Genomic DNA, 24,138 nt, shown 5'->3' with positions numbered 1-24,138 from the left:
TTTATGAACTTACTTATAATATAAAATGTTTTTCTAATTCTTCAATCATTTTAGATTTAAAAGCAGTAAATTTATTATTATATTTACAACTTACTTTTTCATGCTTCTTGTCATATACAACTAGGGAAATATAAACAGTATCATTGTCATAAGAAAGTAAATATCCTAGTTCTGAATTCTCTTCTAAATCTATTTTTTTATACTCATTGGATACCATTTGATATAAATTATTCTCCTTTTTTTCTAAAATAACATATTGTGATCTGCTCTCATCATTTTCATTTATGCTACAATATCTTTCATCACTTAAGTTTATAAAAATATTATCATCATTATATTTCCCAAATGGAAGATACAAATACCTCTTCTCTTTAATGAAAGAAATGACAGAATCTTTTATTTCGTCTTTTCTCCCCTTGTATTTTCTTCCATCCTTGTTGATTGAAAACATTAAATCCGTATACTTTCCATCCCATTTAAAATATTTCCTTTGCCATTCCTCAAGAAACAATAACATATTCAAGAAATCTAATTCACTGTACTTCTTTTTTGTTAAATAGTCCTTCTTAAGTAAATTCTCTAACTGCTCACCTACATTTTTATCTATTTCTTCTAAAATAGCAGCTTGTCCTCGCTTACTCAAAAAATCTCCAAATTCATCTCCAAAACTACTTGTTAAAATTATCTTAAGAATCATTTTGTTATACTTCAAGGATTTTTCTTTAATATTCTTAGTGTATGTATTTTCACTACAACTATCTAAATATTCTTTAATCAAAGTTGAATCTTTTTGGATATACCCTTCTTTTCTCAGCCTCATCTGGCTTAGATCCTTTTTTACATACTCGTCCATAAGATGATCCTGCTTGTCCACATCTTTGGCTTTTATTGATGTAATTATAGGTATAGTCTTTGATACTTTTTCTTCTAAAACTTCTTCCACATTAGTTAAGTAGCTTTTAGGAAATTTCAAATCACATTTACTATCTAACTTTTCTTTAAATTTGTTAACTATATTTATTTCTTCCATAATATTTACTTCTTTTTTGGATACAACTTTTTCCTCAACTTCAGATATAATAAGCAATTTACTTCTTTCAAAAGCATACCCTAGTCCATAAGTTATAAGAACTTCATCATCGTGAGCCATATTTAATCTTCTCCTACACCAGCATTAATTTTTTAATATCATAAACTATCATTTTTTAAATTATTCATAATTACTCTATCTTAAATAATTATAATTTGCTTTTCTTCCTATAATCAACAAGTAAATATTAGTAAACCTCTTTTATAGTCCCATTATTTATAATATACATGTATAAATATATTTTTTGTAAATTCTAATACTTATATTTACCTTATAATCTGCCTATTCCACTTCATATATTGCCACTTATAAGAAAATAACGGATTATTTCTAAATAATTTCTTTAGAATAACCCGTTATTTTTACTGCTAACTTTTAATAGTCTTTTTAAGCTTTTACTTTATTATATGATATATGTATAATGCTAAATTATATACTAACGGAGCAATTATCACTGTCATTATTCCTGCAATGCCAATTGATAGACTACTCATTGCCCCTTCTACTTCCCCAAGCTCTAAAGCCTTACTAGTGCCAACTGCATGAGATGCCGTTCCTATAGATACACCAACTGCAACCTTATCTTTTATCCTAAAAATTTTACATATAGTCGGTCCAAATACAGCACCAACTATACCTGTGATTATAATTGCAAGGACTGTTATTGGAACAACTCCTCCTAATTGACTGCTTATTGATATTCCTATAGGAGTTGTTACTGATTTTGGGACTAATGATTTTATTACACTTGAATTAAGTCCAACTAAATAAGATATTCCTATTATAGAAATTATCCCTATAGCGCTACCAACAAATATACCTGTTAAAATAGCCTTAGCATTCTTTTTCAAAAGATCCAGCTGTTTATATAAAGGTACTGCAAGTACCACAGTTGATGGTCCAAGAAACATATTTATAAATTGACCACCTTTATTATATGTATCAAAATCAATATGAAATGCAAACAAAAAACATATTATAATTCCTATTGCAATTAGTAGTGGATTTAAAATTGGTATTCTCGTATTTCTATTAATGAATATACCAACTTCAAAAGACGCGAGTGAAAGTACTAGTCCAAATAAAACATTGTTTATTAATATTTGCATATATTTTCCTCTTTTCTTATCACTTTATCTGTACGTAAGCTAAATATTTTTCTTTGGCTTTCTTGAAATAGCCTGAACGACAATACCAGTCACCCCAATTATTATTATAGTCGTCAATATACATACTAATAATAATTGCCACCATGTCGATTTTATTATCCCAAGCGACGTCATTAAACCAACTCCTGCTGGAATAAAGAAAAACGCCAGATGGTCTAGTAAAAAATTTGTTATATTTGAAATGCTCTCCACTTTAATTACCTTTGTGTATAATAATATAAATAATATTATCATTCCTAATATATTTCCTGGTATCGGTAGATGAAGCATTGATGATATAAATTCTCCTAATAGATAAATTCCAAATATAATTAGTGCTTCTCTAAATAACTTCAATTTTATCACACTCCAATTATTTAAGCATATTTGTTAAAAAACCAACTTCTCTCTATTCTTAATATGACCTTTACAATTTAATTTACCATCATTACATGGATAAGTAAAATTCCTTTACACTTTAAGTAAAGGTTACCTTTTTGTTAAATATCCTTATATTTTCAGTATTATATATTAATTGCACTTTAAATATAAGTTTCTAAAAATATGTTTAATTTTATTCACTATAAAAATTAAAACGACTTATTTATTTTATAAATAAGTCGTTTTAAGAGAGTATTTGTGGAGTTTAATAGTATACTTTTAACTTCTATCCTTTACTAGTTTATTTTCTACTATTGCAACCACCTCATACATGATAAATGCAATTGCTGATAGTATTACAATGCTCATCATTACCATATCTAGCTGAGCTACTTGTCCTCCATATACTATCAAAAATCCAAGACCATTCTTCGCTACTAAAAATTCTCCCATTATTACCCCAACCCAAGATAAACCAACATTTATCTTTAGAGCTGATATGAGGATAGGAATAGAGTATGGAAATATTAAATATCTTAATATCTGTATTTTTGTCGCTCTAAAAGTATTCATAAGCATAATTTTCTCTTTATCTATTTCATTAAATCCAGTTAATACACTTATAATTGTTGTTATTACTGATATTAAAAGAGCAATCACTATTATTGCTGGAATACCATTTCCAATCCAAAATATTATTATTGGAGCCAAAGCAACTTTAGGAAGTGCATTTAAAACTACTAAATATGGATCTAGTATTTTTGATACAAAAGGACTCCACCATAAGATTACTGCAATTAGTGAGCCTAGGATTGTTCCTAAGGAGAATCCTAAGATAGTTTCATAGCATGTGACTGCGATATGCTTAATTAAACCTCCACCTTCATATAAAGATACAAATGATTCAATTACTCTAGTTGGACTAGATGTAAGAAACGGATCTATCCACTTAAGATTTGCAGCTATTTGCCATAAGGCTATAAAAATAACCAATATAAGAATTCTAGTAATTAAAATTTTTCTTTTTGTTTTCTTTACCTTATTCAAATATATTTCATGTTCCTTAGACATATTATTTACTTCACTAACATTTACACTTTTCTTAGCCATTTCCATCATTCAACTCCTTCCATAACATGTTAAAATAGTCACTAAACTCTGGAGCTCTTCTCTTTTGGAAAGGAGTTAATTCTTCATCGCTAAAATGTATAGGAATTTCTGCCTTCACACTAGATGGTCTCTTAGATAATACTATTACTTTTTCAGACAAAGAAATCGCTTCTGCTATATCATGTGTCACCATTATTGCTGTCTTTTTTTCTGTTTTTATTATCTTATAAACATCATCACATACCAAAAGCCTCGATTGATAATCTAGCGCTGAAAATGGTTCATCTAAAAAGAGTATCTCTGGATTTAATGCTAAAGTCCTTATAAGTGCAACTCTTTGCCTCATACCACCTGAAAGTTCACTAGGATGATGGTTCTTAAATCTCGTTAACCCATAAGCATCTAATAATTCACTTACTCTTTCTTTTGATTCACTATTTAGCTGCTTTTTTATCTTTAATCCTAAGATTACATTTTCCCAAACCGTATTCCATTCAAATAAATGATCCTTTTGAAACATATATCCTATCTTATCCAAATTCTTTTTTACATCTTCACCTTTGTATAATACGCTCCCATTAGATGGTTCTAACAGTCCACTCATTATATTTAATAATGTAGATTTTCCGCATCCTGACGGTCCTAAAATAGAAATAAATTTACCATCATCTACTTGAAAATTAACATTATTTAAAGCCTGTGTTTCACCTTTAATAGAATGATAATTCATTGATATATTTGATATTTCTAACAAGCTCAAATAAAATCACCACCTTTTCATCTTTATGTGACCTTTATTTAGCTGCTTTTTCAGCAAAAGAATTATCTACGATCTTGCTAAATTCAGGTCTTTGCGGCATTAAGCTTGAATCATAATCAGTAATTATATCCATAAGTCTATTTAAATTTTCTTCTTTAATTTCAGGTGTATGAGCTATAGCATCAATCTTTTTATAGTTATCTATAACTGTCATAATTGTATCTTTATCTGTACCTGGGAAATAATCAATTATGCTATCTGCAACTTCCTCTGTACTATGACTAAAAAACCACTGCTGACCTTTATAGATAGCATTTGTGAACCCTTGTATTACTTGTGGATTTTTATCCATATAAGATTTTGTTGTAAAATAACAAGTATAAGGAATTAATCCTGATTCTTCACCAACAGATGCAAGAATATATCCAGTTCCTTCTTTCTGAATTGCAGAAGCTGTAGGTTCAAAGAGAGCCACATAATCACCTGTACCGCCTTTAAATGCTCGGTACATGAAAAAGCGATTTTAGAAAACTGTATTTTGAGAATTGATTTAAAAGATGAGTTTAAATATCTGCCAACAAATACGATTGCTGAAAATTTGATTAGACTGAGAAAGTTAAATAATTTAACACAAAAAGAATTGTCATTAATTATAGATATTAGTAAATCGAGTATATCAAAATATGAGCGTGGTGAGTTGTTCCCCACAAAAGAGCAATCAATAAAACTAGCTAGTTATTTTAATATTAATAGTAAATATTTTTATGATCCATATTTAGAATCCATGGATAACTTTCATCAATATTTATCCACCGTACTTAATAAAAATATCCACATTAATAAGGATAAGTTGTGTAAATCTTTGGGTATATCTAAAAGAACTTTATATAGATATTGCTATGAAAATAATGTGCCTACTCGAAGCGTATTTGAAAAGATGAAAAGTTATTTGAATACTTAAATTTAAGATTTATTCTCTCAATCTAATTTTATGTAATTACATCATGATTATTTTTTTCATCTTCGGTGCTCTAAAATATAAAAAATGTAGCAAATAGTTATATTTTAAAATTTGCCACATTTTTTTATATTTTAATTTTCTAAATTACTTACAGCATATTGTGCTTCTTCTTCAGTAAATTTTTCTCCGGCATCTGATACTAGTTGGTCATGTATAGCACTCTTAGACATGTTCATTTCATTTTGATATATTTTAGCTTTAGCTAATGCATTCTTTTTCCAATCTGCTTTTACATTATCTACAGCATACTGTGCAGCTTCTTTAGGAAATTGCTCTCCAGCATCTGATGTTAGTTGCTCATATAAGCCATTTTTAGATAAATTCATTTGATTAGCATAAGTATCTGCTTTTTTTAATGCTGATTGATATTCCTTAGGTACATTGTCTTTTGTATCTTTTTTAGTATCTTTTGCCTGTTCTTGTTTAGGTTCATCTTTGTTGGCATTAGCGGTTGATGTATTAGTAGCTTCTTGAGATTCATCTGTTGTATTCTTACCTTTGTTTCCTCCTGATGCTAAGGCACCTATTATCACTACCAGAACAATTAATATAAACCACCATCTTTTAAAAATAGGCTTTTTATTTTTTCCTCCACAACTTGGACATGTTTTAGCACTTGCAGCTATTTCTGCTCCACACGTTTTACAGTTCATCATTTTCGACATTATCATTTCCCCCTTATTTACATTTATACTATAATTGTATATTATTTTATATCATTGTCAATAAAACATTATTTCTGTAATTTTGTTAATTAATTATTTTATTGGAATATACTTTTATAATTTTATGTATATTTTATTTTAATAATGTTAAGAATTAAGATACGATTTCCTATTTTTAATAAATAAAGAGATAGCTTGGACCATTATTCTCCTAATATTTTTTTTGCTATCTCTTTTTTTTGCAAAAAAATAAGGGTAATAAAGATTTCTCTTTACTACCCTACAAGACTTAATGCTTAAAAAAGAATCTTGTAATTATCTTGGGAGTCTAACGCTATCCACTATCGCTGTTAGCTTTGTGTGTAACATTATAATACCATAATTCCACAAATTATACAAGACTACTTTTATCTGATTTATAAGAATTATTATATTAAAGCAAAAAAGGTAGACTAAGTATTCTACCTAGTCTACCTTTACTAAACAGAGTATATGCAATTTAGTAATAATCATTATACCATATTACTTTATATCATAAAACCAGCTTCCCAAAGTTTCTTTTAGCTCTAGGCATTTGCTCATAGATATATTTTGAGTTTCAATCCATACCCCTTTTTCGTTTCCTCTGAAATAACACCTAACATCTTTGAAATATTGAAGCACATAATCAGCATCAACACCATTAAAACTATTATCTCCTTGATAGCCATTAGGTAAATAGTTTGTAACAACATATCCAGTGTTTTTATTTAATATTCCTTCATTAAACTCATTCATATCGCAATCAGTATTTATTCCGCTTACAGATCCTGTTTCACTATATTGGTGTCCTACTCTATTAGTGAAGAAATTAGAATTTAATTTCCATGGATCATTATTATAGTTTGCTTCCCATAATGGATAATCCGCAATTCTATTATCTAAGTTATCCATAAAACTAGTATAAGTATAAATACCTATTTGCATATTAGATAGCTCTTTAAATTTAGCAATAAATCTTAGAATATACTCCATTAATCCATCAAAATTAGTTTCTACATCTAGCATCGGAATAAGATCACTGCTTTTATCTTTTATAGCATTATAAAAACTATTGGCTTGAGTTTCTGGCTCACTAGTTCCAACTAAGAAATGATAGAACCCTGTTTTTAATCCTACATAATGTGCGTTTAAATAATTAGTATCTAAATAACTATCTTTAAATGTTGTTCCCTCTGTAGCTTTAATATAAACAGCTTCTACTCCTGCTGTTCTTACTTGGTTAAAATTTATATTTCCGTTATGATTACTTATATCTATACCTTTCATTTATATCTTCCTTTCTTATTTTAAATATAAAAATAAGAGTAACCTTAAAGGTCACCCTAAAAACTAAGCTTATACTGTTTGCTGCACATCTGCGTTTACTGTTGCTGCTGCAAGCGATTGGAATTTGCTTAATTGATCTTTTAGACTTGCGTTTTCTGCTTGTAATTTAGCGTTTGATTCTTGTAATTCCTTCATAATTACGGAATTATCTAATACTGCTTCCTTCCCCACATTAACACTTCCTGCAACTGCCTGCCTAAAATATATAACATCTTCCTTAGTTAGTTCTGGAAATTTAGCAAGCAATAATTTATCGAATTCTTCAGTTTTACTTCTAAATTTATCTTCAATTTTTTCTGTAATCCTAAAGTTCTCGTCTACAATGCTCCATACCTCTCTAGCTGCTGTCATGTATGTTTTATTTTTTAATATACTCATTACTAGCCCTAAAATTTGTTTTATCATTTTACATACCTCCAATTATTTATTAAATATTCCTGTTTGAACTGCATAAAAAAAGAAGCTAATTAAAGCTCCTCCCATTGCAGTTATAAACCACTTCATCATGCTAGTTAAGTTTTTAAGATTTTCACATAGATTTTTAAGCTCTGTCTTCAGTTCTCTTCCATCCTGTTCAAGCTTATCAATCCTATCCCCATGACTATTAAGCCTTCTTTCGTGAGTTTCAATTTTGTCCTTTACTAATTCTTCATTCATATTACACCTACCTTATTTGAAATCTTTATAAAAGTAAGCAATAAAAAAAACACCATATTGGTGCAATTAATCACTTATACTTTTATTTCTTTATAATTACTATTATACTACTTATAATTATTAAATTTTTATACACTTTCTATACTTTTTATTAAATTTACTGATACATTCTATTTTCCTATTGTGTAGAACTTATATACTCTATTGTAACTGTTGGACTATCTCCCCACATAGCAAAAATTGCACTCTTGTATGGTTCAGCAACAATGTTCTGTACGTCATTTCTTCCGTCTGTTGTATTAATGTAAGAAATTGAATCAACATCACCTATTGGATATTCAACACCATTAAAAATAGTAGTTATTTGTTTTTTAATTGTCACACTGTCTGTTGATAATGCTAAAGTTATTTTTTCATTCATAATTCTAATTCCTCCTATAAAGTTGTTTCATATGTGATTGAACCTATAATTGTTGGATAAGCGGCAAGATTACTTTCTTTTATAGTAGTAGCGTAACTGCCACCATTTGCAACTAATTGAATAGTATTACCACCAGAAATAAGTTCGCCTGTAAATTGTGTACATCCTGTAGGTAAAGTAATATAAGCAATTTCACCAATGTTTATGCCTGGTTTATTTGCATTAACATTATAAGAAGAATAAGGTAAACCACTAATGTGTATATCACCTGCCATATTAGCATCTTTAGCAGAAATACTTATTCTAAAAAAACAAGTTATTAACTTATCATGCTTAACATATCTTCCTGCTTGTTGGCTATACGAATTATTACCCGCGACTGTTAATCCTTTTAAAACCGGTGTCCATGTTCCTGTTTCTACTTTAAACCCATGGACTCCGTTTGTATCTGTCATTAAAGCATTTGTATGAGTGTTTAAATCATTTGAGTTAGCTAATTCCTTCCATACACTACCATCAATAATACTATTTCTAAATGCCATCTTTTTTGATGTTCCACTTGAACCTTGATACGGTGCTATTATTTGCATCCCATAACTTGCATTTCCAGGATTAAATACTACAACCACGTGTCTACCTTGTGCCCATCCAACAGGCAAGTCAGTTACTCCATTTGTATCAGTTAAGTAAATTCCATTTTCTGTCCATGTTGAAATTTTGGTTACATCAAAGCTTGCTGGCATTGTTTTATAAACAACACCTTTCTGCGTCAAATCTGACAATGATGTATTAACCTCGTTTATTGCTCCGCGAACTGTTTTATCATTTGTTACAAGTGATGCGTTTCCCAATATGTAATCTTTCATCTTCCCCCATGTGCTTCTTCTTACAATACCACCTTGATCAAAAGGTACTGAATCGCTATCCTGTGGATCTACTAAAAACTTATCAGTTATTTTCCATCCCATTTATTAAATCATCTCCTATCCTATAAATTGTTCATTATTTTCATCTACTAAAGGCGTTCCATTTTCATCATCTAAGGTTCCAATTGCTAACTTTTCAACTATAGATCCTATCCATTCTATATATGACCAATTTGTATTAGCTAATTTATCTATAACATTATTACCTTCATCTATCGCATTATTTAAATTATTCATAGTGTTTTTTGCAGCGCTAATAGTAGCATTTAAAATAGTATTAGTATTATCAGCAGAGTTTTTTGTGTTAATAAGTGTGGTATTCATTGCATTTGCTTCTGCTATTTTACCTGCTATTTGGTTTAAGCTTTCATCTAAGTGTTCTAATGGTGTAATTATTACTGATGGGATATTACCATTAGAACTGGCCAAAATAGAATTTTGTACTTTTAAAAATATATCAAAGCTTGTCTTTTGTAAATTATTTATACGATCAATTAGCTTTATCTCAAATTTTAAATCTCCTGAGAATTGTGTTGTACTAGATGGGCACTTCACTTTTATATTATTATTAGATATAGTTATGTCAGTATCTCTAATTTCGTATCCCATATTAGCTTTGTTGACATTTAATATACATGAGAATCCTGTTAAATCTGCGCTCAACCCATTATCATAAACATTAAAGCTAAAAGTAATTGTATCGTTTTGCTTGCATTTATAATATATTGGAGAATTTTCAAGTTTTAAATCTATGTCAAAACTCAAAGAATCAAATATAGACACTTAATCACCTTCTCCCCTTACATATTTTTCACCACATATTCTATATACTCTTTTAAAGTTTTAGAGCCTATATTTATATTGTCATTATCAAAATCTACACTACTGTAAAATTTAGTGTAGGCTCTAAATCTGGCACTATCTTTTACATTTAAAGTATTAGTAATTTCAAAATCATCATCAGCAACTAAAGTGGTTGCATTATCTGCCACATAAATTCTACTTGTATATCCATTTTCATTAGTCATGCTTAGACCATTTTTATCTAGCTTATAGTTTGCGTCTCCATCATCTACAACAAAGCCACCATCAGCAGTACATCTTCCGTTTGCATTAACATAAAAAACTAACTTAGAGTCTTTGTAAAGTCTAAACTTACCATCATGAACTTCTAAACCATTCACATCTATTATTACATATGCACCACTAGCGCCTACACAAGCTACCTTAAATGCATTTTTACTTAGCTCCCATCCCATTCCTGTTCCATCCTGTTCAACTACTGCATCAATCTTTTCTTCCTGTAAATCAATCCTTGCGTTTATCTTTTTCTCAGAATTTGAAACTTGTAAAACTATCTCTTGCTTGGCAAACTGTATTTGCTTTACAGTATCACTTATAATATCCGTTATATTTTTTCTAGCAAATCCAATTTCAACTTTATCTATTGTTGTATTCCCCTCAGACTCTACTGTATAGCTGATTTTATTAACTCTACCTTGTAAATCCAGATTTAACTTCTTATGTTTGATATAAACCGTATCTCCTAACTTTACACTCTCTAGAGCTTTATAATTTTTATATTCTTCTGTTTTACTTAGTTCTATAAAATCTATAACATAGTTAAAAGTTATTTGATCTACTTTATCCTCATTAAACATCTTGTTACAAGTATCTCTCATAATCTTATATGCTTCTTCAACTGTAATTTGTTTCTCATCTTTTGTATTAGTTCCATCCCAAATATTCAAATTTAATTCAACATCTCGATAGTATTTCTTTTCATATGCCCCAGCATTAGGACTTACAATCTGATATTCTGGCAATCTATAGTCTCCTGACTTTGGTATAAGAACTGTTGCTAAATCTGTGTTATCTATAGTTTCTTTTATCGAAGATATATTTTTACCATATTCAATAACAACACCATTGTCTTCCCCTCTTTGGTCAACTATATCTATAGTTTCATTGCTTACTATAAATTCTCCACCATATTCAGATAAAACACTATTCTCTGAGCCTATAATGGCACTTAATAAGTTGCCTTCCTTAACTTCCAATATCACATTCTTATTAGTATTTGTATCTAAGTTACCAACTTTATAATTATGAGGATCTAAAGCACTATTCAATATAATTTGTATAGCTTCTTTTCTAGTCTTTCCTACAATAGTCATAGCTCTAATCCTATTTTCTTTCAAATCGGACAATAACTTAGATTGACCTTGAACAATGCTAGAATTAGAGTTAGTTTCTTTTTGAATTATTCTAAATTGCTGATCACCTCTACTATCAATCGTTGGAGTAGAAATTATTGAAGCTGTGACTAAATTACTAGAAATATTTTTAGTGTCTTCTAATGGATATTCTAGTTCCATAGTATAATCTTCATTTATCTCTTCAGTAACCTTGCATGACATTATTTCATTTAATACCCATTCGTTATGAGAAAAATCTGTTTCAGTATTCCTGAATAGTCTAATCATTAATAACACCTCCAGTAAGGTGTAACTTCTATTTTCCTTACAGATCCAGACCATGAAATTGTATTTTTGCCAATAGAAAAGACTGGCCAATCACCAGTCATATTTCTACCAAAATTAATATTATCTTTGTAACATTCTTTTATTTCTGAATCTATTGTCACATAATCAACTACATTTTTTACAGTGAAACTGGTATTGTTTATATTTAAAGTTATGCTTCCACTTCCATAAATCTTCAGTATAGGCTTAGCTTCATACGTTCCAAAATTATTTAATATCGTTCCGCTAATTGTTATGATTTTTGTCTTTAATCCAATTGTCATGTATTTTAGTCCTTTGCAAGTAAAGGCTACGGTAAAGTGCCTTACTATATTACTTGTTGTCTTTGTTTCACTTATTTTAACTTGCTTAACTTTATAAGTTTTAAATTCATCTAAACTGTAGAAAAGTTCTTTAGATATCGAACTTAATAGCCAATTATCAATTATAGATTTTTTTATTAAATACTCATCTTCATTAGCCTTATACCAAAAATCAAAACTAAGACTTATATCTTCAAATCCTTTAATCTTTGTAAGATTTTCTCCACCATCAATTGATATTGTTTCGTATATAATATTACAGGATGGTATGACTGGAATATTTTCTATTACTAAATCTAAATCATCTGAGCTATTTAAATTATTATAGAATATAAATGACACCCTACCACTTCCTTCTATTTGAACTAAATGCTAAATCTCTACTTATATATGGAGTTGAAACTCTAGCAATTTCTCTGCCATCCAAATTAACTGGGACTTGAATTATAATAGGTTGTCCATTTGAACCTTCATAAGAATTTTGAGCAATATTGCTAGCAACTTTATTAGCTACACTTTCAGCAGTTTTTAAGACTAAATCCTCACTTGCATCATGATTATAAATTCTTGTGCCTGCCTTTAGTTGATAAACCTCATATCCTCTCTCATGAAGCGTAGTTAAACCCGAATTCTCCATAACTCCACCTGTCCAGTGTTCTCCAATTGTTAATTGATCTGCATCAGCTGCATCTACATCTGAAGCATTTCCACTTACATTATAGGAGAATGTTTTATTTGATGGAATCCAACTGCTCCACCAATTTTTCAATTTATCCCACCAGGTTAATATCTTACCTGTACTTGTATCTACACTATTTTCAAGATCACTATTCATTCCTTTTATTTTCTCAACCGCTCCATCACGAGTTTCTTGTGCCTTTTGAATAGTATCATCCCTTTGCTTTGTTGCATCTGCTATCATTTTGTCAGCTTGCTCTGATGTTATAGAACCTACTTCATCACGCTGCTTAATTATTGTTGCAACAGTTTGGTCATATTCATCATTAGCAGCTTTAATTGCTCCATCTCTACTTTCATTTAATTTTTGAATATGTTCTGATGCCTGTTCAGCAGTAATTCTTCCATCATAATCCTTCATACGCTGTAAAATAACCTGTGCTTCAACCTCATTGTCAGAAAGTGATTTTACCGCATTTTCTTTCATTTGATTTTGTAATTGTCCTATGTCAGTTACTTCTTGGCTCGTTAAAGTTCTATGATTGTTTGCCGCATTTTGAATTATTTGATTAATTTGATCTTCATATTGCTGTGTTTGATTCTCTTTATTAGTATAAAATTCCGTTGCCTTTTGCATGATTTCAGTCTGCTCTGTACTGGTAAGAGTATTTTGTTGTGTAAATAACTCTTGTAACTTAGATATGCTATCAGTTTTCTGTTTCTCATATCCTTGTATAACACTCTGAGTCATACCATCGAATTTAGCTTTAGTATCAGTTGCAATTTGTCCTGTAATAACAGTTCCATTAATATATAGATCCTGAAGTGAGGCTTTAGCATTTTGATCCATATCTAGATAATCTTTTACTGCTGTCTTTGTTGCTTCACTTATCTTTATTGTATTGGTTGCAACATTTTGTGTCATAGCTCCATATTCAGTTTGCACAGTTTGTGAAGTATATTCAACTTTATCTGCAAATAAATCAACACTTGGTACAACGTCCTGAGTTAACCCTTTATATATTCCATACCCAGCTAAAGCAACTGCACCAGCCACTGCAATGTATGGAGCTGCAGCTACAACTGCGCCACCCATCCCTGTAGCCAATGCACCAAATCCTGTAGCACCTCCGACTCCTCCAGCAACCGCTCCAGCTTCTGCAACTGTTTCTGTAGCTACAGTTGCAGTTCCTAAAGCACCAGATAATTTAGATGCTACATTAATTACAGTTCCAATCCCACTAGACACTCCACCAACTACTTTTAGAACTCCACCTAGCGCAGTGCTAAACATTACTACATCTGCAATAGTTGTTACAGTTCCTTTATCCATACCTTCTAGAGTTGATGTCAAGCCACCGATTACATTAGTAGCCTCTTCCATTACTGGTGCTAATGCATCGCCTAATTCTATGCTTGCATTTTTTAATTCATTGAAGTTTTTTCTCATTTTATTACCAGCAGTTTCATCTACTTTTGTAAATGCATCATCTAAGGCTGTGGTATTAGTAGTCATTTGATCCATACTTTGTTGGAATAAGTTCATTCCTTGATCACTTGTCATAGTAAGCACGGTGTTAACTGCTTCTACAGAACCAAATAATTGATACAACTCTTCTGTATTACCATTAGTTTTTTGTTTTACTTCTTCTAAGAACTTTCCCCATCCAACACTCTGTAAATGTGCTGCATTGAATTCTATACCTAACTTCTGTGCCATTTTTGCAGCATCATCTGATGGTTTAGCTATATTAGAATAAGCTGCTTTTAGCCCTGTAACAGCTTCAGATGTCTTAATACCATTCGCAGTTAATGTTGCTAATGAACTGAATAGCTCTGATGTAGTTACTTTTAATGCTGCTGTTGTTGGAATGACATTACCTATAGAGCTAGACATTTCTCCAAAAGTTGTTTTTCCTAAGTTTTGCGCAATAAACATTTGATTAGCAATATTAGTCACTTCTTCTGTCTTAAGTCCATAAGCATTTAGCACTGTAGTTAATCCATCTACACTAGTGGCTGTATCAGTAAATCCACCTTTAGCCGCCTTGACCGCTGTTGTTAGAAAATTTACCGACTTTTCTGCTGCAACGCCTGAAGAAATAGTATCATACATACCATCTTGAATAGTATCAAAACTTTCTCCCGACATATTAGATAGATCTATAACACCTTTTCCTAGGTCTTCTATACTGATATTAGTTGTATCAGCAACAGTACTAATCTTGGCCATGCCATCATGGAAATCAGTACTAAATTTAACTCCTGCTATTCCTGCTGCTTCTAAAGGTGCTGTAATTTTTAATATTCCATCTCCAACATTAGTAGCCTTACTCCCAAAATCCTTTAGTTTCTCGCAACTTTCTTTTAAACCATTGCTTGCATTGAGCCACTTATTATTACTCTTATCAAGCTCATCATTTATTTTTTGAAGCTCTCCCTGAGTTTTGACCATCTCAGTTTCAGCTTTATTCATATTAGTTTGATAATTTTGTATCTGTTTAGCATTAGATTCAATTGCTTTTTCTTTTTTACTATACTCAGTTGTCAATTGATCTACTGCTTCTTTAGCCTTTTTAGCTTGTTCGCTTTCTTTTCCATATAACTGAATTGCTTCTTGGTACTTACTATTGGCACTTTCCAAACTAGCTTTTAATTTATCTCTTTCAGAGATATTATCACTCATCTTCTGGCTAGCTTTCTCCATTGCTTCTCTATAGGTATCAACTTTTTTAGATTGCAAATCAAATTGTTTGGCAAGTGCATCTTGTGCTGATTTTAATCTATCACTAGTAGATCCAAATGTCTTAAGACCTTCACTAGCTAATTTGAATTCTGATTGAACTTCTTTTAAACTGCTATTTATACCTTTAATACTAGAATTATATCCAGTATCATCTAGCACCATCTTGGCCTTTATTAGTTTTTCCAAGTCGCTCAATTACTTTACCTCCTTTCTTATAAGAATGGTATTTCATCTATATAAACTCTTTCTTCATTTCCAGATTTATTTGCATCGTCTTCGTCTTTAATTTCCCAACTATTAAATTTCACATGCTTCATCCACATTTTATATATTTCAGCGTGTGTAGATTCTAAAAACTCAGCTTTTGTATAATTTAAATGAACCTTACTAATATAAAAAAGCCAGTCAAAATCAATCTCATAAGGATTTTTTGACTGGTCACCTAGTTTTTTTCTTTATTATTCAGTTTTGAATCTTTTTTCTTAACACTAGTATCAATACCTATATAATCAAAATATAAATTCTTTACAAATTCAGGTATCTCGTTATTAAGTTGCTGAGGTTTTAATAAATTTATTAATTCCTCTATGCTAAATTCTTTAGTCCTTTCTACTTTTTTATCATTTCCAGTTTCCTTATCTATACAGCTACAGGACATTAGTCTTAATGCATTAGTATAAAATTGTTTTCCTTCCATTATTCCTTGTAGCACTGTTCCGTAATTCCCATACTTATCATCTACTTTCAAAATGGTTTCATTTGTCATTTTAAAATTATATTCATTTTCACCTATCTTTAATTTTCTAGTTTCGCCAAACATGTATACATATCTCCTCCCTGATTTTATAAGAAACTCCCAACCAAATTAAATGATTGAGAGTTTAAAATACTTAAGTAGTTGGTGTAGTTACTTTTTTAGTAGGTACAATTACACTTTCAAAGAATTTAGTTTCAATGTCACTTGGACAATTTGGATCATCCTCATCTACATTATATTTCCACATTCCATTATTTTGTAGCGGTTGGAATGTTGCTTTCATTTCTGGTGTCTGATAATCAACTTTTCCTTCTTGCCCTTTACTAGAATCATCTGGTAATTCCATTTTCCCCTTATAAAGAATTCCATATCTCTTTTTGCCATTAGACTTATTTGCTACATAAAGCAATGCTATATATGGAGCAATATCATCAGATGATGCAAATGTTCCTCCTTCTGTTGCAATTGTTTGTCCTAACAAATCAGCAGATTGTGCATTGGTCAAATCAGCTACATTTACAGTAACCTCAATATCTTCTAATGTTGTTGTTTGATCCCACACCTTATTTTCTGCATATAATTTTGCTGTATTGCTCTTTGGTGCAATCTTAATTTCTTTAATACCTGGTAAATAAATTGGTTTATCAAATACGATTCCTGTAGAATCATCCTTTGTAATCTTTGAATAATAAAGCTTTTCTAAGCCTACAATAGCCATATATTTTTACCTCACTTCCAGTGTAATAAAAAAACGCATAGCTTTATGGAATAACTGCGTATCATTTTCATATAAATCGGCAGCCATACTCCTATTAAAGCCAGCGTTTGTCATTACTTCTTTAATTTTATTCTCTAAATCTGTATAATCTGTTCTGCTAAATATATCTACTTGCAAATAAAAGTTTGTTGCTATCTCTTTATTTTCTGCCCATTCCTCACCATTCTCATCAAAGATCTCATATTCAACGTACGGTGTGTTAGGCTTATTGGCATGTATAAAATAAACTTTTTTATCTGCTGTTAAATTTAATATTTCAGAATTTGATAATGTATCTTTTATAAACTTCTTAATATTAACCATTGCATCACCACTGCTTTAACAATCCCTTTGCTAATACTTCTAAAGCCTCATCTTGTGAGCTATTAACAGAATGCTCAAAAAATCCAACATGATGTTTTTGTTGGCTAGTTCCAAACTCTTCAAAGCCTGTATACCAAGCGCCCATTATAACTTGACCTGTTATTAAAGAAAGATCATTTTTACTAACCTTTTCTTTAATTTTTCTTTTCATATCTCCGCTTTCTCCAACCGGAGTATTACTTTCAACTGTATTATAAATTACATCTATACCAGCTTTCATAGCTTTCTTCTCATCAGCTTCAGTAAGTGTCATATCTTGAAGTAATGCTTCTAATTCCTCAAAACCATCTAATTCAATTCCACTCATGTAATCACCTAGCCTTTAACTTCTGCCTTTATATCTATCCATTGATGGAGATTCTTATAATCAGAACAAAATAATATATCATAATCTTTTTCTTTATATATCACTTTATACTGCTTTGTTGCTCCTGATACTAATAACACCTTAGTTTTATTGCAATATCTAACTGTAAAGGTAACTACATTTTCACTATTATTAGCCTTTGCAGATAGAAACTCTTTTCCACTTATTTGTTTAAATGCACTCCAACATGAATAATAAGTATCATCCCAATTTGGTGTATCAAAACCATTATCATTTTGACTTTCTCCAATGTATTCGCTTATTACTATTCTTTGATCCATTTCTACGCTACTCAATTATAATCACCTCATATTAAACTCAAAGGGTAGAAAAATTTACCCTTTAAATTAGAATGATATTGCATAACAATTTCTAGCATATCCTTTCTTTACATCAAATCTTCCTAAAATCCTTACTTTAACTGTATCATTTATAAATCCTGCTTCTGTACTTCTGGCAACTGTAAACTCATTTCTTTTAAATAACTTTACAAGTTCCTTAGAATTACAAACATAAAAAGTAGCTGTTTTTCCTTCTGCTGTTGGTAATAAAGTTTCATCTACTACAACTAATTCTTTATTATTAAAATAATATTTTCCGTTTACTTCTGTAACTAAATTTAAAGGTCTCTTTTGCCCATCTTTCATATTCTTTAATACTGAATATCCTTTTGGATTTGTGAATGTCACTAATCCAGCTTTAACTGCTGGTACCGCCTCGTCTATAGCTGTATTTATATCCTCATAACTTCCAACGCCAGTAAATGCAGCTGCATTATCTTTTATGACTTTCATAATTTTTGCATTTTTAGTTCTTACAGTTTTAGCTGTAAAGTTTCTACGTGCTAAGCCTTCAATTTCAACCTCTGCATCATCAAGTAATTCAGATGTTAATGTGTAAATCTCACCAACTTTAGCACATTTAAATGCTATATCTGAAGTTGTTAACGTTGCATCAGTAATATCATCCCCCTCTAAAACCTCTGGCAATTCATCTTCATCTACTTCTGATACTGGCATTGTTCCTTCATTCTTTGTCACCGGAATGACTTCAACATATTCCTCTAACGATCCATACCCTTTTTCTATCTCTATAAGTTGATTTACAAATTGTTTTGGTAACACTGCTGAATTGTCTGTTGTCTTAACCATTGCTCTTTCTTCTTCTGTTAACTCCTGCCCTAAGACTTTCTTAACAATGCTCCTCATTTCATCAATCTTATCTACTTTTGTTTCCTTTTTCTCATTCCTTTGAGACTCCAAATCTCTCTTTTCAGCTTCTTCTAGCTCTTTTTCAATTTCTATCATTTTTTCTATACTTCTTATTTCTGCCATTTTAGCTTCGGCTTCTGTTACCTTTTGCTCTGCTATAAGACTTCTCACTTCTGTTTTCTTACTATCTAATAATGCTAATAAATCTTTTAATTTCATCCTTTAACTTCCTCGCCTTCATTATTTAAAATAGAGTATAAAAAAAGAACTACATAATCTGTAATTCTAATTCCATTAATTTAAGTTTTAGATTTATATCATTCTCTCTTTTTTCTTCCTCCAGTAGAATTACTTCCACTTGATCCTGTATAAATCTTTGCTCAATACAAACTTCTTCATTATCCCTAGCTTCTATACTAGTGCCATAGTATGCTGGTGTACGTGTATTATCAAGTATAGATACTTCTCTTAATATAATATCTTCAAGATATCTTCTCTCAACATCTGTATCCGTTTTTCCCCAGCTTTGTTTTTGAGGTATGAAAGAAAATGACCACCCAACTAGTTTATTATTTTTTGCCTTTTCAATGACATCAGAATCATATATCCTAGCTTCCGCATATAAACCAATATTATCTTCCTTAAGTTTAAGATTATCTTTTGTTGATCCAAGTTTTCTACTCCAATCATGATTAAGTAATACTGGTACATCACTAGTTCTTTCCAATGCTCTTTGCCAAACTCCACTTCTAACCTGCTCAACAAATTTTCCTTTTGGCGAAGGTAACTCTCTAGAATCCCTTTCACATGCATTAACATATCCCCTAACTACTACATGATCTGACCTAATTTCTACTTGCATAAATTTTCACCTCCTCTCAAGATTCTGTATTATAATTACTAAGCTTATCTAATATACTAGAAACAATTCTATCTTGTTTAGTTTTAATATCTATACTAGTACCTCTAATGTTATACATATCTGATATTAGTTTTTTCTGAAGTATTTCAGCTAATTTAACCGCCTTTTCATCGTTTTTATAACCTTCTCCTACCATAGAATCTATGTATATTAGAGATACCTCTAGCAGCTCAGTTAAGTAATTATCTTCATCTTCATAGTCAATCTTCAAATAATCTTTAACAACATTTAGTGTCAATATTATCACCATCTTTCGGCGTAGTATTTTGCTTTCCTTTTTGGTAACTAACATTACCATTAATTAAATCTTTTAAAAGAACTTGTCCTGAAGGTAAAGTAATAATCAATTCACCACCTATTTTTTGTACGCCTAATATATCTCTAGCATAATCAAGGTCATAAACCCCATTTTTTACATAGGTACTAATTACCTCAGATTGAGTTTTACTATCAGTTCTTAATAGCACATTAATATTAAAGCGTATTTTATATCCCATCTCTCTTTCAGTTTGAGTTAACAACTTCCAGTCCATCTCCTGCTCTATTTGCTCAAATATTATTAATAAGCAATCAGTTAAAAACTTTATATTGTCCTGTTCCTCACTAACTGCTGTATCTCTCATTATCCCCAGTTTACTTAACGGAACTTGAAAGCTACTTGCTATTTCTTCTTTTGATAATTTTCTCAACTCAGTAAATTGTGCATCGCTTAAAGATAAATTCATAGGCTGAACATTATAACCTGCTGGTATAGTAAATACCCGCCCATTATTAGTGTAGATCCTATCAAATTTCTCTTGAACCTTTTTGAGTTCCTTTTCCTCTTTAATGTCACTAGTAAGCTGAACAACTATTTTATTTGTAAGCCCATTGCTAAAAAGTTTATTTAAGTAATTTTGACTTTTAAGACTACTATCTAAACTTTCAGAAAGAATGCTCCTATTTGCTTTGCCTTTAATTCCATCCATAGTAAAGTCCCTTAGCATTATTATATCTTTATCAAAACAACTGCCGATCTCACCTTCCACACCTTCAAAATCCCATAATATTTTATTGCCTTTTATACTTTTAATTAATCCTGCATTATCTATTGTTACATTTGTAATTTTTACTGGATACAATCCATTTATTTTACTTCCTTGTCTGTCAATAAAAAGACCAGAGTGCCCCCAGTGTTTTGATAATGCTACAAAGGCTTTATAGCAATCTATTGCTGACATATAATCATTAGGTCGTATTCTTAATTTGTCATATAGATAATGGTCCTTAGCTAACTCTTCCCCCTTTTCCGTTTCCTTTTTTACTTGTAAGGTACATTTAGCAATACTCTCAGATATGATTTTTATACAACTAAAATAAGTGCTTTCTTTCATTTCAATATCAAACGGAGTAATATCATAACCATTTTCAAAGGAATAAACTGTTTTCCAATCATTTACGTCTACTGTTTCTCTTTTTTCAATCAATCTATTAAAAATCATTTATTATCACCTCGCTTTCCTGTAAATTTATATAAAAATATACTCAAAGCAATAAAAATAAATCCCAATGAGTAAAATCCAAACTTGATATTTATAGAGAAATTAGTAAGAATAATGATGAAAACTCCAATAAAAAAGACCATTTCCATAACAAATATGTCATTGAAAATAGTTCTGTTAATTATATTCTTAAGTTTTTCTTTGACTTTTTTCAAGATCTCACCTCATTTCTCTACCAATCCATCTTATCAAGGGTATCTACAGCACTATATTTTTCTTCTTCAACTATTAATTGTGTCATTCCAAATACTAATACAGCAACCATATCTATTCTTTGCTTATTCTTATTTTCTTTCTGTAGCATCTCATCATCTGCTTTACCTTTTGTAGTAATTGCATTCTTCATATTCCAATCAAGTAATTCATTCTTTTCATAAAACACATTTCCATCATAAACAAGCTTTCGAAATTCTTTCGTTGCTGGACTTAAATTAGTATAAGTTTGTTTTAACATTATTACATCAAAATCTTCGCTTAACCTTTCCATCATTTCTTTTGCATTCATAGGATCTGTTACAATGGATATAATTTTGCAATTATATGTTTCTTCAATGCTTCTTATATATTCTTCAACTTTTGTATAGCTTACTGTCATTCCTTTATGAATATCACAATACCCCAATTCACCATAATTTCTATAATCAATATTTTCTCTACGTTCTGCCAAACTATCTTCTGGTAAAAATCCATGAGATTTGCAGTAAATTTTATTATCTTCTCTATACATAATGCTTACTGCAGTTAAATCTGTAGTAACTGATAAATCTACACCAACAATAACCTCTTTGCCTTCAAAATTAATATTATCAACTTTACATTTCTTCCAGTATCTAATGTCTAAATACTTATCTAGTTCATTGGTATCAAGAAAAATATTAAAGTTTTTAGTTAATAACTCTTCCTGCTCAGATATTTTTATTTTAGCAATCTCTCTATCGCTTTTAATTTCCTCGTAATTTTCTTCCACTCTCAACGGATTTGCCTTATAAATTGCCATATCATCCCACACTTCCTCTCTAAGTGCATAATACAAAAGAATAAATATTCGTTCATTTGTAACAGTTCCCTCTAACACTGCTCTATCATATTCAAGTTCTTCGAGCATTATTGAATCACTTTCAGCATAAGCAGTTGTTGTTTTAAACATAAGTGGATTTTTAACACTTAATTGGCCTTTTCTCATAGCTTGTATATTATCATTACTTGTAAATGCTCCAACTTCATCTGCACATACTGCTGCTGGTCTAATGGAGTTATTCTTATTTGCTTTGCTCGTACGTGGGTAATAGAAACTATGTGTCAGTGTACACTTTATAATACCTATTTCACTTTCTGATACAAAAAAATGTTTTTCTAATGCTGGACTCGCTGTTATTATCTGTGCCATGGCCTTACGTACTTCCTTGGCTAAATCTCTATCAATACATACAGAGTAAAACTCACTAAAGTTCTGTTCTGTTAGCATCAATAGGATAAATATGAGCGCTATTAAAAATGTTTTAGCATTTTTACGAGGAATAAATAAAACTACATCTCTATACCTGAATTTATTTTTATCATTTTTATATCTCCAACCAAAAATAGCCACTAGAATAAGTGCCTGAAATCCTACAATTCCATCATAAACACTTTTTCCAGCGACAAATCCTGTTGCATAATTTATTATTTTCAAGATGTTATTTATAACATTTAACTTTTTTGCACATAAAAAAAATTCAAACTTATCTTCATATTGCTTTATTTCATAATCATATAGAAACTTTTTACACTGCTGCTTGACTTCATCTGTAGTGATTTCAGCACCATCAATAACATCTCTACAATATTTTAATGCATCATCTAATAATTTCATTAATCTTCATCATCCTGTAGAGCTTTCAATAAAGGATCTTCTTTCTTATCTTTATTATCCAAAGCTAGATTTCCTAGCTTTGCTCTGCTTTGTGGAGATAATGATAATTCACTACAACACCTATATAAATCTTTTGTATATTTATCCTTTGCACTCATTAAATCTTTGTTTACCAAACTTCCTATATTCTTATTTATAATAGTTTCTATAGTTTGAAGTCGGTCAACTGCAATAGAACAAGTAGATAACACAAATACATCTAAATTAGTCAATATTCCTGTTTCTAGTAATTCTTCAATTATAAATTTATATATTTTCTTTTGTTCTTTGGATAAATAACTTGGTGGTTTATCTATCTTGTCAGCTAAACCTTTTAGATTCTCTTCATTCTCTTTTCTTAATTTAATTTCAGCTTTAGTATTATGTCTACTTTGGCTCTCTATTGATTTACTTGGTCTAACCAAAAATCCACCTTCTTTCACATGATTTTTCAAATTTTCATTTTGGGAATTTTATCTGACTGGGAGG

At 30.3% G+C, this 24,138-nt stretch carries 28 protein-coding genes and 1 pseudogene; 1 reads left to right on the top strand and 28 read right to left on the bottom strand.

The window, feature by feature from the left end:
• Positions 1 to 13: 13 nt before the first annotated feature.
• The 6 genes and pseudogenes from L1S46_RS05640 to L1S46_RS05615 all read right to left on the bottom strand — a co-directional run.
• Positions 14 to 1,150, bottom strand: a complete 1,137-nt coding sequence (locus L1S46_RS05640) for a hypothetical protein (RefSeq protein WP_238860719.1) — start codon at positions 1,148 to 1,150, stop codon at positions 14 to 16.
• 335 nt (positions 1,151 to 1,485) lie between these two features.
• Positions 1,486 to 2,199 carry an LrgB family protein gene (locus tag L1S46_RS05635; RefSeq protein WP_041894524.1) on the bottom strand — a complete coding sequence of 238 codons (714 nt, stop codon included), beginning with the start codon at positions 2,197 to 2,199 and terminating at the stop codon, positions 1,486 to 1,488.
• Between the two features lie 39 nt (positions 2,200 to 2,238).
• Positions 2,239 to 2,595 (bottom strand): CidA/LrgA family protein, encoded by a 357-nt coding sequence (locus tag L1S46_RS05630; RefSeq protein WP_238860721.1) that lies wholly within the window; start codon positions 2,593 to 2,595, stop codon positions 2,239 to 2,241.
• A 303-nt stretch (positions 2,596 to 2,898) separates the two neighbouring features.
• On the bottom strand, positions 2,899 to 3,690 hold the full coding sequence (locus L1S46_RS05625) for an ABC transporter permease (RefSeq protein WP_039773927.1): 792 nt from the start codon (positions 3,688 to 3,690) through the stop codon (positions 2,899 to 2,901).
• Positions 3,691 to 3,721: 31 nt separating this feature from the next.
• Positions 3,722 to 4,489: an ABC transporter ATP-binding protein gene (locus L1S46_RS05620; RefSeq protein WP_238860723.1), complete on the bottom strand. Its 768-nt coding sequence runs from the start codon at positions 4,487 to 4,489 to the stop codon at positions 3,722 to 3,724.
• Positions 4,490 to 4,523: 34 nt separating this feature from the next.
• Positions 4,524 to 4,991, bottom strand: a pseudogene (locus L1S46_RS05615) (ABC transporter substrate-binding protein); the annotation flags it as partial.
• A gap of 36 nt (positions 4,992 to 5,027) precedes the next feature.
• On the opposite strand from L1S46_RS05615, the gene L1S46_RS05610 reads away from it, so the two are divergent.
• Complete coding sequence (locus L1S46_RS05610; protein WP_238899472.1) at positions 5,028 to 5,450, top strand: helix-turn-helix transcriptional regulator; 423 nt, start codon at positions 5,028 to 5,030, stop codon at positions 5,448 to 5,450.
• 131 nt (positions 5,451 to 5,581) lie between these two features.
• Here L1S46_RS05610 and L1S46_RS05605 read toward each other — a convergent pair whose 3' ends face one another.
• From L1S46_RS05605 to L1S46_RS05500, 22 genes are all read right to left on the bottom strand, one after another.
• The gene (locus tag L1S46_RS05605) at positions 5,582 to 6,175 is read right to left on the bottom strand and encodes an Ltp family lipoprotein (RefSeq protein ID WP_238860726.1); all 594 of its coding nucleotides are present in this window, start codon (positions 6,173 to 6,175) and stop codon (positions 5,582 to 5,584) included.
• 522 nt (positions 6,176 to 6,697) lie between these two features.
• Positions 6,698 to 7,483 carry a GH25 family lysozyme gene (locus tag L1S46_RS05600; protein WP_238899471.1) on the bottom strand — a complete coding sequence of 262 codons (786 nt, stop codon included), beginning with the start codon at positions 7,481 to 7,483 and terminating at the stop codon, positions 6,698 to 6,700.
• A gap of 69 nt (positions 7,484 to 7,552) precedes the next feature.
• On the bottom strand, positions 7,553 to 7,948 hold the full coding sequence (locus tag L1S46_RS05595) for a hypothetical protein (RefSeq protein ID WP_238899470.1): 396 nt from the start codon (positions 7,946 to 7,948) through the stop codon (positions 7,553 to 7,555).
• 15 nt (positions 7,949 to 7,963) lie between these two features.
• Positions 7,964 to 8,200, bottom strand: a complete 237-nt coding sequence (locus L1S46_RS05590) for a hemolysin XhlA family protein (RefSeq protein WP_238899469.1) — start codon at positions 8,198 to 8,200, stop codon at positions 7,964 to 7,966.
• A gap of 178 nt (positions 8,201 to 8,378) precedes the next feature.
• Positions 8,379 to 8,621 carry a hypothetical protein gene (locus L1S46_RS05585; RefSeq protein WP_238899468.1) on the bottom strand — a complete coding sequence of 81 codons (243 nt, stop codon included), beginning with the start codon at positions 8,619 to 8,621 and terminating at the stop codon, positions 8,379 to 8,381.
• 14 nt (positions 8,622 to 8,635) lie between these two features.
• Entirely contained in the window at positions 8,636 to 9,589 is a 954-nt protein-coding gene (locus L1S46_RS05580; RefSeq protein WP_238899467.1) for a hypothetical protein, read from the bottom strand.
• A 15-nt stretch (positions 9,590 to 9,604) separates the two neighbouring features.
• On the bottom strand, positions 9,605 to 10,330 hold the full coding sequence (locus tag L1S46_RS05575; protein WP_238899466.1) for a hypothetical protein: 726 nt from the start codon (positions 10,328 to 10,330) through the stop codon (positions 9,605 to 9,607).
• Between the two features lie 17 nt (positions 10,331 to 10,347).
• Positions 10,348 to 12,033 (bottom strand): phage tail spike protein, encoded by a 1,686-nt coding sequence (locus L1S46_RS05570; protein ID WP_238899465.1) that lies wholly within the window; start codon positions 12,031 to 12,033, stop codon positions 10,348 to 10,350.
• Positions 12,033 to 12,737, bottom strand: coding sequence for a phage tail protein (locus L1S46_RS05565; RefSeq protein WP_238899464.1), 705 nt, complete (start codon positions 12,735 to 12,737; stop codon positions 12,033 to 12,035). The genes L1S46_RS05570 and L1S46_RS05565 overlap by 1 nt, the downstream gene beginning before the upstream one ends.
• A gap of 1 nt (position 12,738) precedes the next feature.
• Positions 12,739 to 16,014 carry a phage tail tape measure protein gene (locus L1S46_RS05560; RefSeq protein WP_238899463.1) on the bottom strand — a complete coding sequence of 1,092 codons (3,276 nt, stop codon included), beginning with the start codon at positions 16,012 to 16,014 and terminating at the stop codon, positions 12,739 to 12,741.
• Positions 16,015 to 16,031: 17 nt separating this feature from the next.
• Positions 16,032 to 16,136: a hemolysin gene (locus L1S46_RS05555; protein WP_238899541.1), complete on the bottom strand. Its 105-nt coding sequence runs from the start codon at positions 16,134 to 16,136 to the stop codon at positions 16,032 to 16,034.
• 125 nt (positions 16,137 to 16,261) lie between these two features.
• A complete protein-coding gene (locus L1S46_RS05550; RefSeq protein WP_238899462.1) occupies positions 16,262 to 16,639 on the bottom strand; it encodes an RNA polymerase subunit sigma in 378 nt (125 codons plus the stop codon).
• A 70-nt stretch (positions 16,640 to 16,709) separates the two neighbouring features.
• Complete coding sequence (locus tag L1S46_RS05545; protein ID WP_238899461.1) at positions 16,710 to 17,294, bottom strand: major tail protein; 585 nt, start codon at positions 17,292 to 17,294, stop codon at positions 16,710 to 16,712.
• 6 nt (positions 17,295 to 17,300) lie between these two features.
• Positions 17,301 to 17,657 (bottom strand): prohead protease, encoded by a 357-nt coding sequence (locus L1S46_RS05540; protein WP_238899460.1) that lies wholly within the window; start codon positions 17,655 to 17,657, stop codon positions 17,301 to 17,303.
• Positions 17,658 to 17,661: 4 nt separating this feature from the next.
• Positions 17,662 to 18,024: an HK97-gp10 family putative phage morphogenesis protein gene (locus L1S46_RS05535; protein ID WP_238899459.1), complete on the bottom strand. Its 363-nt coding sequence runs from the start codon at positions 18,022 to 18,024 to the stop codon at positions 17,662 to 17,664.
• An 8-nt stretch (positions 18,025 to 18,032) separates the two neighbouring features.
• The gene (locus tag L1S46_RS05530; RefSeq protein WP_238899458.1) at positions 18,033 to 18,380 is read right to left on the bottom strand and encodes a phage head closure protein; all 348 of its coding nucleotides are present in this window, start codon (positions 18,378 to 18,380) and stop codon (positions 18,033 to 18,035) included.
• A gap of 51 nt (positions 18,381 to 18,431) precedes the next feature.
• The gene (locus L1S46_RS05525) at positions 18,432 to 19,514 is read right to left on the bottom strand and encodes a phage major capsid protein (protein ID WP_238899457.1); all 1,083 of its coding nucleotides are present in this window, start codon (positions 19,512 to 19,514) and stop codon (positions 18,432 to 18,434) included.
• 49 nt (positions 19,515 to 19,563) lie between these two features.
• Entirely contained in the window at positions 19,564 to 20,157 is a 594-nt protein-coding gene (locus tag L1S46_RS05520; protein ID WP_238899456.1) for an HK97 family phage prohead protease, read from the bottom strand.
• Positions 20,158 to 20,173: 16 nt separating this feature from the next.
• On the bottom strand, positions 20,174 to 20,464 hold the full coding sequence (locus L1S46_RS05515) for a head-tail connector protein (protein ID WP_343073082.1): 291 nt from the start codon (positions 20,462 to 20,464) through the stop codon (positions 20,174 to 20,176).
• Complete coding sequence (locus L1S46_RS05510) at positions 20,436 to 21,698, bottom strand: phage portal protein (protein ID WP_238899455.1); 1,263 nt, start codon at positions 21,696 to 21,698, stop codon at positions 20,436 to 20,438. Before L1S46_RS05510 ends, L1S46_RS05515 begins: the two co-directional genes overlap by 29 nt.
• A gap of 232 nt (positions 21,699 to 21,930) precedes the next feature.
• Positions 21,931 to 23,610 (bottom strand): terminase TerL endonuclease subunit, encoded by a 1,680-nt coding sequence (locus L1S46_RS05505; RefSeq protein ID WP_238899454.1) that lies wholly within the window; start codon positions 23,608 to 23,610, stop codon positions 21,931 to 21,933.
• Positions 23,610 to 24,074 (bottom strand): phage terminase small subunit P27 family, encoded by a 465-nt coding sequence (locus L1S46_RS05500; RefSeq protein ID WP_238899453.1) that lies wholly within the window; start codon positions 24,072 to 24,074, stop codon positions 23,610 to 23,612. The genes L1S46_RS05505 and L1S46_RS05500 overlap by 1 nt, the downstream gene beginning before the upstream one ends.
• Positions 24,075 to 24,138: the final 64 nt, after the last annotated feature.

Origin of the sequence: Clostridium sp. YIM B02500 (assembly GCF_022324665.1) — a bacterium.
Classification (GTDB): domain Bacteria; phylum Bacillota; class Clostridia; order Clostridiales; family Clostridiaceae; genus Clostridium; species Clostridium beijerinckii.
The sequence above is the reverse complement of the archived record's forward strand: the minus strand, read 5'-3'. Positions and strand labels throughout refer to the sequence as shown.

What these genes read in the sequence shown, in the direction of transcription:
- L1S46_RS05545 (WP_238899461.1), bottom strand. Translation starts at nt 17,294, where the DNA reads ATGGCTATTGTAGGCTTAGAAAAGCTTTATTATTCAAAGATTACAAAG.
- L1S46_RS05590 (WP_238899469.1), bottom strand. Translation starts at nt 8,200, where the DNA reads ATGAATGAAGAATTAGTAAAGGACAAAATTGAAACTCACGAAAGAAGG.
- L1S46_RS05505 (WP_238899454.1), bottom strand. Translation starts at nt 23,610, where the DNA reads ATGAAATTATTAGATGATGCATTAAAATATTGTAGAGATGTTATTGAT.
- L1S46_RS05510 (WP_238899455.1), bottom strand. Translation starts at nt 21,698, where the DNA reads ATGATTTTTAATAGATTGATTGAAAAAAGAGAAACAGTAGACGTAAAT.
- L1S46_RS05520 (WP_238899456.1), bottom strand. Translation starts at nt 20,157, where the DNA reads ATGCAAGTAGAAATTAGGTCAGATCATGTAGTAGTTAGGGGATATGTT.
- L1S46_RS05555 (WP_238899541.1), bottom strand. Translation starts at nt 16,136, where the DNA reads ATGAAGCATGTGAAATTTAATAGTTGGGAAATTAAAGACGAAGACGAT.
- L1S46_RS05550 (WP_238899462.1), bottom strand. Translation starts at nt 16,639, where the DNA reads ATGTTTGGCGAAACTAGAAAATTAAAGATAGGTGAAAATGAATATAAT.
- L1S46_RS05570 (WP_238899465.1), bottom strand. Translation starts at nt 12,033, where the DNA reads ATGATTAGACTATTCAGGAATACTGAAACAGATTTTTCTCATAACGAA.
- L1S46_RS05600 (WP_238899471.1), bottom strand. Translation starts at nt 7,483, where the DNA reads ATGAAAGGTATAGATATAAGTAATCATAACGGAAATATAAATTTTAAC.
- L1S46_RS05540 (WP_238899460.1), bottom strand. Translation starts at nt 17,657, where the DNA reads ATGGTTAATATTAAGAAGTTTATAAAAGATACATTATCAAATTCTGAA.
- L1S46_RS05640 (WP_238860719.1), bottom strand. Translation starts at nt 1,150, where the DNA reads ATGGCTCACGATGATGAAGTTCTTATAACTTATGGACTAGGGTATGCT.
- L1S46_RS05625 (WP_039773927.1), bottom strand. Translation starts at nt 3,690, where the DNA reads ATGTCTAAGGAACATGAAATATATTTGAATAAGGTAAAGAAAACAAAA.
- L1S46_RS05595 (WP_238899470.1), bottom strand. Translation starts at nt 7,948, where the DNA reads ATGATAAAACAAATTTTAGGGCTAGTAATGAGTATATTAAAAAATAAA.
- L1S46_RS05605 (WP_238860726.1), bottom strand. Translation starts at nt 6,175, where the DNA reads ATGTCGAAAATGATGAACTGTAAAACGTGTGGAGCAGAAATAGCTGCA.
- L1S46_RS05580 (WP_238899467.1), bottom strand. Translation starts at nt 9,589, where the DNA reads ATGGGATGGAAAATAACTGATAAGTTTTTAGTAGATCCACAGGATAGC.
- L1S46_RS05525 (WP_238899457.1), bottom strand. Translation starts at nt 19,514, where the DNA reads ATGAAATTAAAAGATTTATTAGCATTATTAGATAGTAAGAAAACAGAA.
- L1S46_RS05535 (WP_238899459.1), bottom strand. Translation starts at nt 18,024, where the DNA reads ATGAGTGGAATTGAATTAGATGGTTTTGAGGAATTAGAAGCATTACTT.
- L1S46_RS05585 (WP_238899468.1), bottom strand. Translation starts at nt 8,621, where the DNA reads ATGAATGAAAAAATAACTTTAGCATTATCAACAGACAGTGTGACAATT.
- L1S46_RS05635 (WP_041894524.1), bottom strand. Translation starts at nt 2,199, where the DNA reads ATGCAAATATTAATAAACAATGTTTTATTTGGACTAGTACTTTCACTC.